Source organism: Microbacterium sp. 1S1, from assembly GCF_008271365.1.
Classification (GTDB): Bacteria; Actinomycetota; Actinomycetes; order Actinomycetales; family Microbacteriaceae; genus Microbacterium.
In genome coordinates this window covers 2,544,187-2,559,947 of sequence record NZ_CP043430.1, presented here as the reverse complement: position 1 = coordinate 2,559,947, position 15,761 = coordinate 2,544,187, and the positions used below count along the sequence as shown (strand labels likewise).

Here is a 15,761-nt window from a genome sequence, read left to right as displayed (position 1 = left end):
AGTCTATTCCGTCGCGTGCCCGGATTCGCGCGACGCCGCCGCCAACCGAGCCCCCTCGGCGGCTCTGCCGGCTTCACGAGCACGCTTGCGGAGGTTCTTGTCCGTGATCTCCCTGTCACCCACCGCGCCCGGCGTCCAGAGCTCGACGTCCTCGTCGCTGTAGCTGCTCTTCGACGCGCGACGCTTCACCGACGGAGCCACCGCCCCCGGAGCCAGCCGGCGGGCCGTGAGGAGGAATCCGGTGTGCGCGACCATCCGGTGATCCGGTCGGACGGCAAGCCCTTCGACGTGCCAGCCGCGCACCATCGTCTCCGACGCCTCCGGGTCGGTGAACAGCCCGGTACCGCGGATGAACTCCGCGACGCGGGAGAGCTGGGTGGCCGTGGCGATGTAGCAGAGCACCACGCCGCCCGGCGTCAGCGCGTCCGCCACCGCCTCGATGCACTCCCACGGAGCCAGCATGTCCAGCACGACGCGGTCGACCGTGCCGGGCTCAACCTCGGCGGGCAGCGAGGCGACGAGGTCTCCCACCACAACGCGCCACGTGTCAGGGAGCTCCCCGAAGAAGGTCTCGACGTTGGCCCGGGCGACCTCGGCGAAGTCCTCGCGGCGTTCGAAGGAGAGGAGCCGGCCGGCAGGCCCGACGGCCCGCAAGAGCGACAGCGACAGCGCCCCCGACCCGACTCCGGCCTCGACAACAGTCGCGCCGGGGAAGATGTCCGCCTGCATGACGATTTGCGCCGCGTCCTTGGGGTAGACGATGGCGGCGCCGCGGGGCATAGACATGGCGAAGTCGCGCAGCAGCGGCCGCAGCGCGAGGTACTCGTGCCCTGAGCTGTTCGCGACCACGGATCCATCCGGCAGCCCGATGAGATCACGGTGCCGCAGCACGCCGTGATGGGTGTGCAGCTCGCCGTCCTCACGGAGAGTGACGGTGTGCAGACGACCCTTCGGACCGGTGAGCTGGACGCGATCGCCCTCGCGGAAGGGACCGCTAGGGCGAGGTGCGGAAGTGGTCGTCATCGGCTGGCCTCCGTGGTCGCGGCGCGGGCCCCGAACAGGTCCACGAGGTCGGCCGCCCCGCGGCCGTCGAGGGTGGGCCACAGCTCATGCGCGCCGAGGCCGTCGAGCGGGACGATGTGCGGCACCCCGAGCGTGAGCGCACCGGAGGCGAGGCCGGCCCGAAGTCCCGTGGGGGAATCCTCGATGACCACCACCTCGGCGATGTCCACGTCGAGCAGTGCGGCGGCCTGGAGGTAGGGCTCCGGATGCGGCTTCGGGTTCTCGACGTCGTCTCCGGCCACGACGACGTCGAACGCCTCGAAATCGATCAAGCCCACCACGTCGAGCGCCATCCGACGCAGCGACATGGTCACGAGGCCGGTCGGGATCCCGGCGGCGCGGAGGTCACGGAGCAGCTCCTGTGCGCCGGGCCGGAACGGCACGCCCTGAGCGCGCAGCGACTCCTGGACGGCGCTGGTCAGGTGGGAGACGATCGCCTCGGGGTCCATCTCGACGCCGGCCCCCTGGAGGATGATCGCGCTGTCGATGAGGCCACTTCCGACGAGTTGCAGAGCATCCTCATGAGACCAGGTGCCCCCGAAGGACTCGACCAGTGCGGTCTCGGCCGCCATCCAGTAGGGCTCGGTGTCGACGAGTGTTCCATCCATGTCCCAGAGGACCGCGCGGGGCTTGTTGCTCACCGAACCCATGCTAGCCGGGGCCGCCCACATCCCCTGGACGCGGGCTAGCCTGGGGGGATCGGCACTACGGCCTCGAAGGGAGCACGGCATGGACGTTCTCGGTTCGCGCATCATTATCGCCGCCTTCGACGGCTGGAACGATGCCGGCGAGGCCGCGACCGGAGCGGTGGGCGCCCTGCAGTCTGCCGGCGGCTACGATCTCGTCCACTCCGTGGACCCTGAGCTCTACTTCGACTACCAGTACACCCGCCCGGCGACCCGGCTCGACGGCGAGGGCCGCCGTCAGATGACGTGGCCGGAGGCGGCGCTGTGGCGCCCCCGCGACCCTGGTCCCGGCCCCGAGTTCTGGCTCCTCACCGGCGCGGAACCGGCGCGCACCTGGCAGGCTTTCGCATCGGAGTTCATCGACGTCGCCCTGCGCGACGACATCACCGGATTCGTGACCTTGGGAGCCATGCTCTCCGATGTCCCGCACACCCGCCCGATCTCCATCTTCGCGTCCAGCCAGAACGAGCAGGTCCGGGAAGCGCACGCTCTGGAGCGTTCCGTGTACGAGGGGCCCGTCGGCATCCTCACCGTGCTCGAGCACTTCGCCGAGAACGCCGGAATCCCGTCCGTCAGCCTCTGGGCGAGCGTCCCGCACTACGTGGCCTCGGCGGCCCCCTCGCCGAAGGTCACCCTCGCCCTCCTCGACCGCCTCGAGGAGCTGACCGGCGTGGATGTCGACCGCCGGCATCTGCGTACCGAGGCGGCGGCATGGGAGGCATCGATCGACGCGGCCGCGTCCGAGGACGAGGACATGGCGGAGTACATCCGTCAGCTCGAGCGGACGCGGGACACCTGGGACTCCCCCGATGCCTCGGGCGACGCGATCGCGCAGGCCTTCGAGCGGTACCTGCGTCGCCGCGACGACGGTCGCGGCGACCGCAAGCGCTGACAGGCGCCGGGATCAGGCCGAGGCCGGGATGACCCCCATGGCCAGCAGGACGAGCAGCGCCCCGCCGAGCAGGATGCGGTAGATCACGAACGGCAGGAAGCTGCGCTTCGAGATCCAGCTCATGAAGAAGGCGATCACGCCGAGCGCCACCACGAAGGCGACGCCCGTCGCCGCGATGGTGTCCCCCAGCGAGAAGAAGGAGGGCTCGCCCCAGCTCTTGAAGAGCTGGTAGAAACCGCTGCCGAACACGGCGGGGATCGCCAGCAGGAAGGCATACCGGGCGGCGGCAGCGCGCTCGTAGCCGAGGAAGAGTCCCATCGTGATGGTCCCGCCCGACCGAGAGACGCCGGGGACGAGGGCGAGGGCCTGAGCCAGTCCGAACGCGATGCCGTGCGGGTAGGTCAGATCGTCGAGCTTGCGGCGCTTGGCTCCGACGTAGTCGGCAACGCCGAGGAGGACACCGAACACGATGAGCATGATCGCCACGATCCACAACGAGCGGAAAACGGTCTCGATCTGGTCCTGGAACAGCAGTCCGAGGAGGACGATCGGGATGCTCCCGATGATGATGAGCCAGCCCATTCGTGCGTCAGGATCGTTCCGAGGTACCTTGCCGGCGATCGACTGGAACCATCGGGAGATGATCCGGACGATGTCCCGCCAGAAGAACACGACGACCGCCGCCTCCGTGCCGATCTGGGTGATGGCGGTGAATGCCGCGCCCGGGTCCTCGCCCGACGGGAGGAACGTCCCGAGGATGCGCAGATGCGCGCTGGAGGAGATCGGCAGGAACTCGGTGAGGCCCTGGACGATTCCCAGGATCAGTGCTTCGAGCAGGTGCATGGAGAGGCCTTCGTCTTTCGGGACGGCACGGAGCGCGAGAACGCCGCTCAGTACGTGCGCAGCAGATCGGCCAGCACCCGCTGACCGAAGACAAGTGAGTCTACGGGCACTCGCTCGTCGACTCCGTGGAACATCCCGGTGAAGTCGAGATCAGCGGGGAGCTGGAGCGGAGCGAAGCCGTACCCCGTGATCCCCAGCGTGGCCAGCGCCTTGTTGTCCGTCGCGGCGCCGAGCAGATACGGGATGACCGGCACCCCCGGGTCATGACGGCCCAGCGCCGCGACCATCGCGTCGACCAGCTCCCCCTGGAATGGCGTCTCCATGCCGATGTCGCGCACGACCGTCTCGATCCGGATGTCGTCGCCTACGATGCGCTGGAGTTCGGCGAGCACGTCGTCCTCCGTTCCGGGGATCACCCGAACGTCGATCAGGGCTTCGGCGCGTTCGGGGATGACGTTGTGCTTGTACCCGGCGGAGAGAGCGGTGGGGTTCGTGGTCGTGCGGAACGTGGACCGCAGGAACGCCTCGGCGGGGCCCGCCGCGGCGGCCAGCGCGTCCGGGTCATCGATGCTGCGTCCGCTCAGCGCGCTCAGCCCTGCGAGCAGCGCTTCCGTGGTGGGGGTCAGCCGGATAGGCCACCGCGTGCGGCCGATGGCGGCGACCGCCTCGGCGAGCTTCGTCACGGCGTTGTCATCATGGAGCCGGCTGCCGTGACCCGCGCGTCCGGTCGCGACCAGTCGGATCCAGATCAGAGCCTTCTCCCCGACCTGGAGCAGGTACGCACGGCGGTCGTCGACGGAGATGGAGTACCCGCCGACCTCGCTGATCGCCGTCGTCGCACCGGCGAACCACTCCGGGCGGTCCTTCACCACGAGCGCCGAGCCCTCTACCCCACCGTTCTCCTCGTCGGCGAAGAAAGCCAGGACCAGGTCACGCTCCGGCTGCTCCCCCGCGCGGAGGATATCCGCCACAGCGGTCAAGATCATCGCGTCCATGTTCTTCATGTCGACCGCGCCACGACCCCACAGCATTCCGTCCTGCACGGTTCCGGCGAACGGATCCACCGTCCAGTCCTCGGCGACCGCCGGCACGACGTCCAGGTGTCCGTGCACGACGAGAGCCGGTTTGCTGCGATCGCGGCCGGGCACACGCGCCATGACGTTCGTGCGCCGCGGGATGGGCTCGTAGTACTCGACCTCGAGTCCGAGCTCCGATAGGTATGCGCCGACGTACTCGGCCGCCTCCCGCTCGCCCTTCGCATTACCGCCGCCGTAGTTGGAGGTGTCGAAGCGGATGAGGTCGCTCGCGACGCGCGCGACCTCGGGAAGGGAGGAATCGGTCATGGACTCAGGCTATCGAAAGCGCGTGCCACGCCCGGGCGTCACGCTCGGTTCGAGACGCCTCCGAGAACGTGCTAATCTCATTCTTCGGTCGGCAACGATCAAATCCAACACCTGCGCGGGTGGCGGAATGGTAGACGCGCTAGCTTGAGGTGCTAGTGCCCGATAGGGCGTGGGGGTTCAAGTCCCCCTCCGCGCACAGGGAGCGAAGGCCCCGGATCCCCGGATCCGGGGCCTTCGTCGTCTCGCGAGCCAGCCTCCCGCCGGGGGCGGTCCCGCGCCGGGCGGGACCGCACCACCGTCACACCGCGCCGACGCCGAAGAGCAGGCCCAGCGCGTAGGTCACCGCCGCCGCGCCGAATCCGATCGCGAGCTGGCGCAGGGCGCGACGCAGCGGCGGACCCCCGGAGAGCACCCCCACCATCGCCCCGGTGCTGAGCAGCGCGATGCCGACGAGCACCAGCGCGAGCACGATCGCCGCTGTGCCCGCCATCCCGAAGATCCAGGGGAGTACGGGGACGATCGCGCCGGAGGCGAAGAGGAGGAAACTGGAGATCGCGGCCGTCCAGTCGCTTCCGACGACCTCGTGGGCGTCTGCGCCCTGCACGGTCACCGGGCCTGTGGCCGCCCGTCGGACGCCCTCCTGAGCAGCCTGGACGATACGGCGGGCACGAGCCAGGGACTCGTTCTGGTCCATGCCGCGGGCACGGTACACGAGCGCGAGCTCGTTCTCGTCGATGTCGAGGTCGGCGGCGGCCGCCGCGGCGTCCTCGTTCGCTTCGGTCGCGGTGAGGAGTTCCCGCTGCGACCGCACCGACACGAACTCCCCCGCTCCCATGGACAGCGCGCCGGCGAGCAGGCCCGCGATGCCGCTGAACAGCACGAAGCCCGAGCTCACACCGGTGGCGCCGATGCCCAGGACGAGGGCGAGGTTGCTGACGAGGCCGTCGTTCGCGCCGAAGACGGCGGCCCGGAAGGAACCCGACAGGCGCCGGCGCCCTCGCGCAGCGAGACCGCGGACGACCTCATGATGGACCTTCTCGTCAGCGCGCATGGCCGGGGTCGCCCACTGCTCGGCGTCGTACGGGGAGCGCGCCTCGGCGCTCTGCGCGAGGGCGAGGACGAAGATCGAGCCGAACCGTCCGGCCATCCACCCGAGGAGGCGAGAGCGGATCCCCGCCCGCGGCAGCCGGGCCGGTTCGCCGCCGAGCAGATCGAGCCAGTGCTTCTCGTGCCGACGTTCGGCCTCGGCGAGCCCGAGCAGGATCGCGCGCTCCTCCCCCGATCGGCGCGCGGCGAGGCGCTGGTAAACGGCGCCTTCCGCCCGTTCCTCGACGAGATAGCGGGCCCAGCGTCGTCGGTCGGCAGCCGTCGACTCGGCTGCGGCAGGGGCAGTCATGGAACCTCCAGGTGTCACCGTCACCCGGCGTCCGGGCAACCGTTCCACGCTATCCGCGCCGTCTCGCGCCAGCCGCGTCCTGGCACGGATTGCCAGCATTTCGGGGATCCGAAGCGGTGGCGGGACGGCCCTCAGGAGCGGACGCGCTTACGAAGCACTTCGATCCGGGACTGCAGCTGCGTCACGGTGGCCTGGGCCACCGCGGGACCACCGCAGATGCGCCGCAGCTCGGCATGGACGGCACCATGCGGCTGACCCGACTGCCGCGCGTAGAGGCCCACCAGGCTGTTCAGGAGCTGGCGCTGCTCGCGCAGGGTGCGATGCAGCGGAGCGGGCAGCGTCGTCGTCTGCGTCGGCTCGGCCTGGGCCTCGCGTGCCTCGCGGTGCCGGGACTGCCGCGCCTGCCGCTGCATCAGGAGCTCGTGCACATGCTCGGGTTCGAGCAGGCCGGGGAAGCCGATGAACTCCTCCTCCTCCGGCGTGTTCGGTTCGGCGAGCTGGCCGAACTCCTTGCCGTCGAAGACCATGCGGTCGAAGTGGGCGACGGAGGAGATCGCCTGGTAGCTGAACTCCTGGGTCAGTGCGTCGGACGCCTCGTCCTCGCGGTTCGCGCTCTCCAGCAGAGAATCCTCGAGGCCGTCGTCGTCCTTGGACTGGCGGTCCAGGGCGTGGTCGCGCTGCTTCTCCATCTCGTTCGCCAGCTTCATCAGCACGGGGACGTGCGGAAGGAAGACGCTCGCCGCCTCACCGCGACGACGAGCGCGCACGAAGCGGCCGATGGCCTGCGCGAAGAACAGCGGGGTGGAGGACGACGTCGCGTAGACGCCCACCGCGAGCCGCGGCACGTCCACACCCTCCGAGACCATCCGCACCGCCACCATCCATCGGGCGGTGCCCTCCGAGAACTTCTCGATCCGCTCGGAGGCGGTGGCGTCGTCGGACAGCACGATCGTCGGCTGCTCCCGCGTGATGCTGTGCAGGATCTTGGCGTACGCCCTGGCGACGGTCTGATCCGTCGCCAGCACGAGGCCACCGGCGTCGGGGATGTGATGCCGGATCTCGGTCAGACGACGGTCGGCTGCCGACAGCACCGCCGGCATCCAATCACCCTCCGGATCGAGTGCCGTGCGCCAGGCCTGCGACGTGACATCCTTCGTGTTGTCCTGTCCCAGATGGGTCTCGAGCTCGTCTCCGGCGCTCGTCCGCCACCGCATCTTGCCCGCGTACATGTGGAAGAGCACGGGGCGGACGACGCCGTCGGCGAGGGCACGACCGTAGCCGTAGGCATAGTCGGTGCTGGACACCCGCGCCCCGGTCTCGTCCGGGAGGTACTCCACGAACGGGATGGGAGCCGTATCGCTGCGGAACGGGGTTCCGGAGAGCAGCAGCCGACGCTTCGCCGGTCCGTACGCGTCGCGGATGGCGTCGCCCCAGCTCAGCGCGTCGCCGCCGTGGTGAACCTCGTCGAGGATGACCAGGGTCTTCGCGTCCTCCGTGAGATGGCGGTGCACCGAGGACTTCGCAGCGACCTGCGCGTAGGTGACGACGACACCGTGATAGTGCCGCGCCGGTGCCCAGTCGCTGTTGCGGAAGCGGGGGTCGAGACGGATGTGCACGCGGGCGGCGGCATCAGCCCACTGGGTCTTCAGATGCTCCGTCGGGGCCACGACGATGACGCGGTTCACCTCCCCCATCCGCATCAGCTCGACGGCGAGCGTGAGGGCGAAGGTGGTCTTGCCGGCGCCCGGGGTGGCGGCCACGAGGAAGTCACGCTGGTCGGCCTGGAAGTACGCATCCAGAGCCTCCTGCTGCCATGCCCGCAGCTTGTTCGCCGTTCCCCACGGGGCGCGCTGGGGGAAGGACGGAGAGAGCATCGACTCCACGATAATCGCTCCCACCGACACGGCGGCATCCGGCGCAGCTCCGCGCGCGTCCTCCGCCGGACGCACCCGTCCGGGTAGGCTCGGTCACTGCGCGACGGTCACCATCGCGCGCGCACGCCTTCGCGAAGGAGAGCCGGATGAGCGATCAGGAATCGACAAGGACCCCGTACGTCGCGAACGAGACCCCGCATCCGTGGCGCCGATTCGTCGCGATCGGCGACTCGTTCACGGAGGGGATCGGCGACCCCGATCCCGACGCTCCCGGGGGTCACCGCGGCTGGGCCGACCGGGTCGCGGAGGTGCTCGCCCAGCAGGTCGACGACTTCGCGTACGCCAACCTCGCGGTACGCGGCAAACTCATCGCGCAGATCGTCGCCGACCAGGTGGAACCCGCGGTGGCGCTGCATCCCGACCTCATCTCGATCTGCGCCGGGGGCAACGATGTCATCCGTCCCGGCACCGATCCCGACGCCATCGCCGCACAGCTCGAGGACGCGGTGGCACGGCTGTCCTCCACCGGCGCCGCGGTCATCCTGTTCACCGGTATCGACACCGGATTCACCCCCGTGTTCCGGCCCTTCCGCGGCAAGGTCGCGATCTACAACGAGAACGTCCGCGCGATCGCGGAGCGGCACGACTGCATCGTCGCGGACCAGTGGGCGCTGAAGGTCGTGCAGGATCCCCGCTTCTTCGACGACGACCGCCTGCACTACAACGCGCTCGGACACCACGAGGTCGCACGGATGGTCCTGCGCGCCCTCAACGTGCCCAACGACCTCGAGGCCATGCAGCCCGAACCTCTGCCGTTGCGGACCTGGCGTGCCGCCCGCAGCGAGGATCTCGGCTGGGCCAGGGAGCACCTCGTGCCCTGGGTGCTCCGCCGCCTGCGGCACCAGTCCTCCGGCGACCACATCGCGGCCAAGCGCCCGGAGCCCTCCCCCGTCATCTTCCCGGGCAAGGAGTGACGCGCACTCATTCCGCGGGAGCGAGGGCCCACAGGGCCACGGCGGCGGCCGACGCGACGTTGAGCGAATCCACCCCGCCTGCCATCGGAATCGTGACCACGGTGTCCGCGCTGTCCAGAGCGGTGCGCGTGAGCCCGTCCCCTTCGGCCCCCAAGAGCAGGGCAACCTTCCCCGGCCGTCGCGCCGCGTAGTCCCGGAGATCGACCGCCCCCTCGCTGAGTGCGAGGGCGGCGACATCGAAGTCTTCCTCATGCAGGGAGGTGACGGCCGTCTGCCAGTCGTCGATCCGTGTCCAGGGCACCTGGAACACCGTGCCCATGCTGACCCGCACGCTACGTCGGTACAGCGGATCGGCACAGCGCGGCGACACCAGGACCGCGTCGGCTCCCAGCCCAGCGGCAGCGCGGAACGCCGCGCCGACATTGGTGTGATCCCCGAGGTCCTCCAGCACCAGGACGAGACGCGCTCCGCGCAGCACGTCCGCGACCGGCGCCAGAGCGGGACGATGCATGGCGGCGAGGGCTCCACGGTGAACCTGGTACCCGGTGACCTGCTCCGCGACATCGTCCGGGACCACGAGCAGCGGAACGGCCCGCTCCCCCACGATCCGCCGCAGCTCCTCGACGCGACGGGCGGAGACCAGCACCGACCGCGCCTCATGCCCGGCGGCCAGCGCACGCTCGATCACCGTGGCGGTCTCGGCGATGTACAGCCCCTCCGCGGGTTCCCGCGCCGCGCGGAGCGCCGTGTCGGTGAGGCGACGGTAGTCATCCAGCCGCGGGTCGTCGATGTCGGTCACGTGCTGAAGGTCCACGGCTCCACTCTGCCACCCGCGCTTCGCCCGGCACGGGCCCCCTAGACTCGATCGAGGAGGTCCTGTGAGCGTGACGAACACCGCCGAGCCGTCGGCCGAGCTCACCCGCGCCGCCGCCCTCCTCCGGGGGAAGCGGATCGCCCTTCTCACCGGAGCCGGCATCTCGACCGACTCGGGAATTCCCGCATACCGCGGCGAGGGCGCGCGCACGCGCAGCAACCCCATGACGATCCAGACCTACCTCGGTGACGAGGCCGCCCGCCGTCGCTACTGGGTCGGCGGCCACCTCGGCTGGCGGGCCTTCGCACAGGCGGCGCCCAATCCCGGCCACCGGGCGCTGGCGCAGATGGAGTCCGGAGGCACCGTCTCCGGGGTCATCACCCAGAACGTCGACGGCCTGCACCTTCGCGCGGGAAGCTCGCATGTCATCGAGGTGCACGGCACCATGCGTCGCGTGCTCTGCCTGCACTGCGGACAGGTGTTCGACCGTCGTGACATCGCGGTGCAGATCGAGGAGCGCAACCCCTGGATCAGGGTGCCGGAGAACGTGGCGTTGGCCCCGGACGGTGACGTGCTTCCGGAGAGCACCGAGGGCTTCATCGTCCCGACCTGCACCGTCTGCGACGGCATGCTCAAGCCTGACGTGGTCTTCTTCGGCGAGTACGTGCCCCAGGACCGCTTCCGCGCCGCGGAGTCACTTCTCCGTTCCAGCGATGCGCTCATCGTGGCCGGTTCCTCCCTCGTCGTGAACTCCGGGGTCCGCCTCGTGAACCGTGCCCGTCGACGTGGCATCCCCCTGATCATCGTCAATCGCGAGCCGACCCGCGCGGACGCCTGGGCCGATGTCACCATCGCCGCGGGCACCAGCGACGTGCTCCCCGCCCTCCAGGAGATGCTCTCGTGACCTATCTCACCCTCATCCGCCACGGTCAGACCGACTGGAACCTCGCCCGTCGCATCCAGGGATCGACGGACATCCCCCTCAACGACACGGGCCGCGAGGACGCACGATGGGCCGCGGAGAAGCTCGCCGGCACGACGCACCATGCCGTCTACACGAGCCCGCTGGCACGCGCGAGCGAGACCGCCGGCATCATCGCCGATCGGCTCGGTCTGGAGATCGCCGGGGTCGTCCCCGACATCCGGGAGCGTGAGTTCGGCGACGGCGAGGGCATGCTGGTGCCCGACTACATCGCGACGTACGGGGACTGGCATGCCGAAGTGCCGGGGGCGGAGTCGCTGCATGACGTCGGAGCACGCGCCATCGCCGCTTTGCACCGGATCGCGCGCGATGCCCGCCGTCGGTCGGCCCCGCAGGCGGAGTCCGTGCTCGTCGTCACACACGGCGGCGTCATCCGCGCCGTCATCGACCACGTCTCCGGCGGCACGCTCCCCCGGGAGGGCGAGGTGCTGCGCAACGGCTCCGCGCACCGGTTCGTCGCCGCGCCCGGCTACCTTCGGCTGCTCGAGGAGTCTCCCGTCCTCTGACGGTCTGCCTCAGCCCGCGCGGGAGACGACGGCCCTCGCGTGGCGGAGAACGGGCTCGTCCACCATGCGGCCCTGGAAGCGGAACACGCCCCGCTCCTGCGCCGCGGCCGCGAGAACCTCGCGCGCCCAGGCCACGGTCTCGGGGTCCGGCGCGTAGGCCGCGCGGATGACCTCTACCTGGCTCGGATGGATGCATGCCGTCGCGCGGAATCCCGAGGCTGCCGCATCCCGTGCCTCGCGCTCCAGCCCCGCGGTGTCGCCGATGTCGACATGTACGGCGTCGATCGCCGCCTTGCCGTGAGCTCCCGCCTCCAGCAGCACCCGAGAGCGGGCGTACCGGGCGATATCGCGATACGCGCCCGCGGCCTGGCGGGAGGAGGTTCCGCCGAGAGACGCCACGAGGTCTTCCGCTCCCCACATGAGCCCGACGACGGACGGATGCGCCGCGATCTCCGGCGCTGCGTGGATTCCGCGTGCGGTCTCGCACAGGGCGAGGAGCGAGAAGCCCGCGCCGAAGACGTCAAGACTCTGCGCGCTCTCCGTCTTCGCGACCATCACGGTGCGGAACGGTGACGCTGTCAGGGCCTCGAGGTCGTCCGCGAAGGCCGCGGAGTCCGGTGCGTTCACTCGAACGATGACGCGGGCGGGGTCGAGCTGAGCGGTCGCGACGTTCTTCCGTGCCTCGGCTTTCGCCTCCGGCAGCACGGCGTCCTCCAGATCCAGGATGACGGCATCCGCCCGCTCCTGCGCCTTCGCGAAGCGGTCGGGCCGGTCAGCGGGGCAGAACAACAGCGCAGGACCGAGATCGAGGGTCATACCGGGTCTCCGTCCGGACGGCAGCGCACGAGCACCGTGCGTGTCGCCGTCGCGACGACCGTGCCGTCCTGATTACGTCCGGTGTGCGCGATCTGCACGACGCCCTGTCCAGGGCGGGAGGACGAGAGGCGCTTGTCGACCACGACGCTCTCCGTGGTGAGCGTGTCCCCCGCGAACAGCGGATGCGGGAAGGCGATGTCGCCGAGACCGAGCTGCGCCACCAGAGTGCCCTGAGTGAGCTGGGCGACCGAGGCGCCGACCATGGTCGACAGCGTCCACATCGAGTTCATGAGCCGCGCGTGGAAGGGCTCCTGGCTCTCGGCGAACGCGGCATCCAGGTGCAGTGCCTGGGTGTTCATGGTCAGCGTGGTGAACAGCACGTTGTCCGCCTCCGTGGCGGTGCGCCCGGGGCGGTGCGCGTACCGGACGTCGGTCTCGAATTCCTCGTAGTAGAGGCCGCGTTGCACGATCTCGCGCATGGTCATGCCCTCCACGCTACCGGGCGAGTCCGAGGGCCCTGGCGATCACGAGGAGCTGGACCTCCGTGGTCCCCTCCCCGATCTCCAGGATCTTCGAGTCGCGGTAGTGCCGCGCCACGGGGAACTCGTTCATGAACCCGTTGCCGCCGAAGATCTGCGTCGCGTCGCGGGCATTGTCCATCGCGGCCTCGCCGGCCACGAGCTTCGCGATCGCCGCCTGCTCGGCGAACGGCTCCCCGGCGTCGCGAAGACGAGCCGCGTGGTACCAGGCGAGCCGGGCGGTATGCACCCTGGCGCGCATGCGAGCGAGCGTGAACTGGGCGTTCTGCCGCGTGCTCAACGCGCTGCCGAAGATCGTCCGGCTCTTCGCGTAGTCCACCGCCGCTTCCAGGCACCCCTCGGCGGCACCCGTCGACAGGGCCGCGATCGCGATACGGCCCTCGTCCAGGATGCTGAGGAAGTTACGGAAGCCGCTGCCCCGTTCGCCGAGGAGGTTCCCCACCGGCACCCGCGCTCCGTCGAACGTCAGCGGATGGGTGTCCGACGCGTTCCACCCCACCTTGTCGTACGCGGGCTCGACCGTGAACCCCGGCGTTCCGTTCGGGACGATGATCGTGGAGATCTCCTTCCGTCCCTCGTTCTGGCCCGTGACCGCGGTGACCGTCACGAACCGCGTGATCGGGGTGCCCGAATTGGTGATGAACTGCTTCGACCCGTCGATCACCCATTCGTCCCCGTCGAGCCGCGCCGTCGTGCGGGTCGCCCCCGCGTCGCTTCCCGCCTCGGGCTCCGTGAGGCCGAATCCGGCGAGGGCCCGGCCCGCGAGGAGATCCGGGAGCAGCTCGCGCTTCTGCTCCTCGGTGCCGAAACGGAACACGGGCATCGCGCCCAGGCTGACCCCCGCCTCCAGAGTGATCGCGATCGACTGGTCTACCCGGCCCAGGGCCTCGATGGCGAGGCCGAGTGCCATGTAGTCACCGCCCTGCCCGCCGTGCTCCTCCGGGAAGGGCAGTCCGAAGAGGCCGAGTTCCCCCATCTGCCGCACGACCTCCATCGAGAGAGTGTGCGTGCGGTCGGCCTCGTAGGACTGCGGGGCGACCACCGTGTCGGCGAAGTCGCGGACCATCGCCGCCAGCTCGCGCTCCTCTTCGCTGAGTTCGTGCATCATCGATCCTCCTCCGTCGTCGTCACGCGCGCGACCGGTTGATCGCGCCGCACCTGGTCACCGAGCGCGACCAGCAACCGCACCACGCCGTCGTGCGGCGCAAGCACGGGGTGCTCCATCTTCATCGCCTCGATCGACACGAGGGGCGTTCCCGCGGTGACGGTCTCACCATCTGCCACATGAATCGCCACGATGCTTCCCGGCATCGGAGCCCGCGCCTCCGGCTCGGTGGCGCGGGCCTCGCTCTCCGCGGCGGCGAGGCGTCGCCGCATCCGTCCACGGCGGTCGAGGGGGCGGAGGCGGAGCGTGGTCCCCTCCTCCCAGACCCACACAGCGTTGTCGTCGTCCCGTGCCGCGCGAACAGTGCCGCTCCCGGCCGACGGTGTAGCCGAGAAGACCTGCTCGTCGTCGGTGAGCACGGCGATGGGCTCGGGCCTGCGCGCCGGAGCACCCAGGCGCCAGCCGGCGAGCTCGCGCCAGAGGGGGCCGACGCTCCCTCGTCGTCGCGCCTGCTCGGGGCTCCCCGCCGCCAGTCCGGCGGCCGCCGCGAGTTGCGCGGGCGACGGGGCCATCGCCTCGACCGGGAGAAGCGTCTCGATGAGGCCGGTGTCGAGGTCCCCCTCGATGACTCTGCGGTCCTGGAGGAGTCGACGGAGGAAGGCGATGTTGGTCTCGACTCCCAGCACGACCGTGCGGGCGAGCGCGTCGTCGAGGCGACGCAGCGCGGTCGCCCTGTCCTCACCCCACGCGATGACCTTCGCGATCATCGGATCATAGAACCCGCTGACGACCGTCCCGGTCTCGACCGCCGCGTCCACGCGGACTCCCGTCGGCGCCTCGAAGAGCAGCACCGTCCCCGTCGACGGCAGGAACCCGCGTTCTTGAGACTCTGCGTACACACGCGCCTCCACGGCGTGACCGGTCGTGCGAGGCTCGACGTCGAGCGGCTGCCCATCAGCGACGCGGAGCTGGAGCGCGACGAGATCGAGGCCGGTGACCTCTTCGGTCACGGGATGCTCCACCTGCAGACGGGTGTTCATCTCGATGAAGAAGACGTCTTCGGGGGCGTCGGCATCGACGAGGAACTCGACCGTACCCGCGCCGACGTACGCCACGCTCTCCGCCGCCCGCACCGCTGCCGTGAGCAGCCGGTCGCGGGTCACGGTCGGGATGCCGGCCGACGGCGCCTCCTCGATCACCTTCTGGTGACGGCGCTGCAGGGTGCATTCCCGCTCACCGAGGGCGACGACCGTACCGTGCGCGTCACCGAAGACCTGTACCTCGATGTGCCGTGGCCGCCGGATGAGCCGCTCCAGGACGAGGGCGTCGTCGCCGAAGGCCGATGCGGCGACCCTCCGAGCAGAGGCGAGTGCGCCAGGGAGGCCGTCGGCGCTCGTCACGACTTCCATCCCCTTGCCGCCCCCACCGGCGCTCGGCTTCACGAGAAGCGGGAAGCCGACCGACTCCGCCTCCTCGAGGATCTCCGCGTCCGACAGCCCGCGGGCGTCGAATCCGGGCACCACGGGCACACCGCTACGACTCACACGCTCGCGGGCCCGTGCCTTGTCCCCCATGACCTGCAGGGCCTCGACGGAGGGACCGATGAAGACGATGCCGCTCTCCGCGCAGGCCTCCGCCAGACCGACGCTCTCGGAGAGGAAGCCGTAGCCGGGATGGACCGCCTCCGCGCCGGTCGCCCGAGCCGCGGCGATGACAGCGTCGATATCCAGATACGACTCCGGTGCCGGCGCCGCCCCGATCCGCACGGAGTCATCCGCCTCGTGTACATGAGGCGCGTCCGCATCCGCGTCACTGTAGACGGCGATACTGCGGATGCCGAGGCCGCGGAGGGTGCGGATGACGCGGCGGGCGATCTCGCCGCGGTTCGCGACGAGGACGGACGAGAAGGAGACTGAGGGCGACATGGGG

15 protein-coding genes and 1 tRNA gene are annotated in these 15,761 nt (G+C 70.2%); 5 read left to right on the top strand and 11 right to left on the bottom strand.

The window, feature by feature from the left end:
- Positions 1-3 precede the first annotated feature (3 nt).
- Together FY549_RS12395 and FY549_RS12390 are read right to left on the bottom strand one after the other, a co-directional pair.
- Positions 4-1,023 (bottom strand): tRNA (adenine-N1)-methyltransferase, encoded by a 1,020-nt coding sequence (locus FY549_RS12395; protein WP_149085290.1) that lies wholly within the window; start codon positions 1,021-1,023, stop codon positions 4-6.
- Positions 1,020-1,670 (bottom strand): HAD family hydrolase, encoded by a 651-nt coding sequence (locus FY549_RS12390; protein ID WP_374114492.1) that lies wholly within the window; start codon positions 1,668-1,670, stop codon positions 1,020-1,022. Before FY549_RS12390 ends, FY549_RS12395 begins: the two co-directional genes overlap by 4 nt.
- Positions 1,671-1,791: 121 nt before the next feature.
- On the opposite strand from FY549_RS12390, the gene FY549_RS12385 reads away from it, so the two are divergent.
- Entirely contained in the window at positions 1,792-2,640 is an 849-nt protein-coding gene (locus tag FY549_RS12385) for a PAC2 family protein (protein WP_149085288.1), read from the top strand.
- Positions 2,641-2,652: 12 nt separating this feature from the next.
- Here the strand turns inward: FY549_RS12385 and FY549_RS12380 are convergent, their stop codons facing one another.
- Positions 2,653-3,483, bottom strand: a complete 831-nt coding sequence (locus tag FY549_RS12380) for an undecaprenyl-diphosphate phosphatase (protein WP_149085287.1) — start codon at positions 3,481-3,483, stop codon at positions 2,653-2,655.
- Between the two features lie 47 nt (positions 3,484-3,530).
- The gene (locus FY549_RS12375) at positions 3,531-4,826 is read right to left on the bottom strand and encodes a M20/M25/M40 family metallo-hydrolase (protein ID WP_149085286.1); all 1,296 of its coding nucleotides are present in this window, start codon (positions 4,824-4,826) and stop codon (positions 3,531-3,533) included.
- A 113-nt stretch (positions 4,827-4,939) separates the two neighbouring features.
- Between FY549_RS12375 and FY549_RS12370 the strand changes: the two genes are divergently transcribed.
- Positions 4,940-5,022 (top strand) — tRNA-Leu (locus FY549_RS12370).
- A 102-nt stretch (positions 5,023-5,124) separates the two neighbouring features.
- Here the strand turns inward: FY549_RS12370 and FY549_RS12365 are convergent.
- Positions 5,125-6,222 carry a VIT1/CCC1 transporter family protein gene (locus tag FY549_RS12365; RefSeq protein WP_149085285.1) on the bottom strand — a complete coding sequence of 366 codons (1,098 nt, stop codon included), beginning with the start codon at positions 6,220-6,222 and terminating at the stop codon, positions 5,125-5,127.
- Between the two features lie 131 nt (positions 6,223-6,353).
- On the bottom strand, positions 6,354-8,096 hold the full coding sequence (locus FY549_RS12360) for a DEAD/DEAH box helicase (protein WP_149085284.1): 1,743 nt from the start codon (positions 8,094-8,096) through the stop codon (positions 6,354-6,356).
- A gap of 146 nt (positions 8,097-8,242) precedes the next feature.
- Here FY549_RS12360 and FY549_RS12355 point away from each other — a divergent pair, with 146 nt between their 5' ends.
- Complete coding sequence (locus FY549_RS12355) at positions 8,243-9,070, top strand: SGNH/GDSL hydrolase family protein (RefSeq protein WP_149085283.1); 828 nt, start codon at positions 8,243-8,245, stop codon at positions 9,068-9,070.
- Between the two features lie 7 nt (positions 9,071-9,077).
- On the opposite strand, the gene FY549_RS12350 is transcribed toward FY549_RS12355, so the two are convergent.
- Positions 9,078-9,884: a TrmH family RNA methyltransferase gene (locus FY549_RS12350; protein WP_259613971.1), complete on the bottom strand. Its 807-nt coding sequence runs from the start codon at positions 9,882-9,884 to the stop codon at positions 9,078-9,080.
- Positions 9,885-9,948: 64 nt separating this feature from the next.
- On the opposite strand from FY549_RS12350, the gene FY549_RS12345 reads away from it, so the two are divergent.
- Together FY549_RS12345 and FY549_RS12340 are read left to right on the top strand one after the other, a co-directional pair.
- Positions 9,949-10,788 (top strand): Sir2 family NAD-dependent protein deacetylase, encoded by an 840-nt coding sequence (locus FY549_RS12345; protein ID WP_149085281.1) that lies wholly within the window; start codon positions 9,949-9,951, stop codon positions 10,786-10,788.
- Positions 10,785-11,372 (top strand): histidine phosphatase family protein, encoded by a 588-nt coding sequence (locus tag FY549_RS12340; RefSeq protein ID WP_149085280.1) that lies wholly within the window; start codon positions 10,785-10,787, stop codon positions 11,370-11,372. Before FY549_RS12345 ends, FY549_RS12340 begins: the two co-directional genes overlap by 4 nt.
- 9 nt (positions 11,373-11,381) lie before the next feature.
- Here FY549_RS12340 and FY549_RS12335 read toward each other — a convergent pair whose 3' ends face one another.
- From FY549_RS12335 to FY549_RS12320, 4 genes are read right to left on the bottom strand one after another with little or no spacing between them, the layout of a single operon-like run.
- Entirely contained in the window at positions 11,382-12,188 is an 807-nt protein-coding gene (locus FY549_RS12335) for an HpcH/HpaI aldolase/citrate lyase family protein (RefSeq protein WP_149085279.1), read from the bottom strand.
- Positions 12,185-12,673, bottom strand: a complete 489-nt coding sequence (locus tag FY549_RS12330) for a MaoC family dehydratase (protein WP_149085278.1) — start codon at positions 12,671-12,673, stop codon at positions 12,185-12,187. Before FY549_RS12330 ends, FY549_RS12335 begins: the two co-directional genes overlap by 4 nt.
- 10 nt (positions 12,674-12,683) lie before the next feature.
- The gene (locus FY549_RS12325; RefSeq protein WP_149086104.1) at positions 12,684-13,832 is read right to left on the bottom strand and encodes an acyl-CoA dehydrogenase family protein; all 1,149 of its coding nucleotides are present in this window, start codon (positions 13,830-13,832) and stop codon (positions 12,684-12,686) included.
- The gene (locus FY549_RS12320; protein WP_149085277.1) at positions 13,832-15,757 is read right to left on the bottom strand and encodes an acetyl/propionyl/methylcrotonyl-CoA carboxylase subunit alpha; all 1,926 of its coding nucleotides are present in this window, start codon (positions 15,755-15,757) and stop codon (positions 13,832-13,834) included. Before FY549_RS12320 ends, FY549_RS12325 begins: the two co-directional genes overlap by 1 nt.
- Positions 15,758-15,761 lie beyond the last annotated feature (4 nt).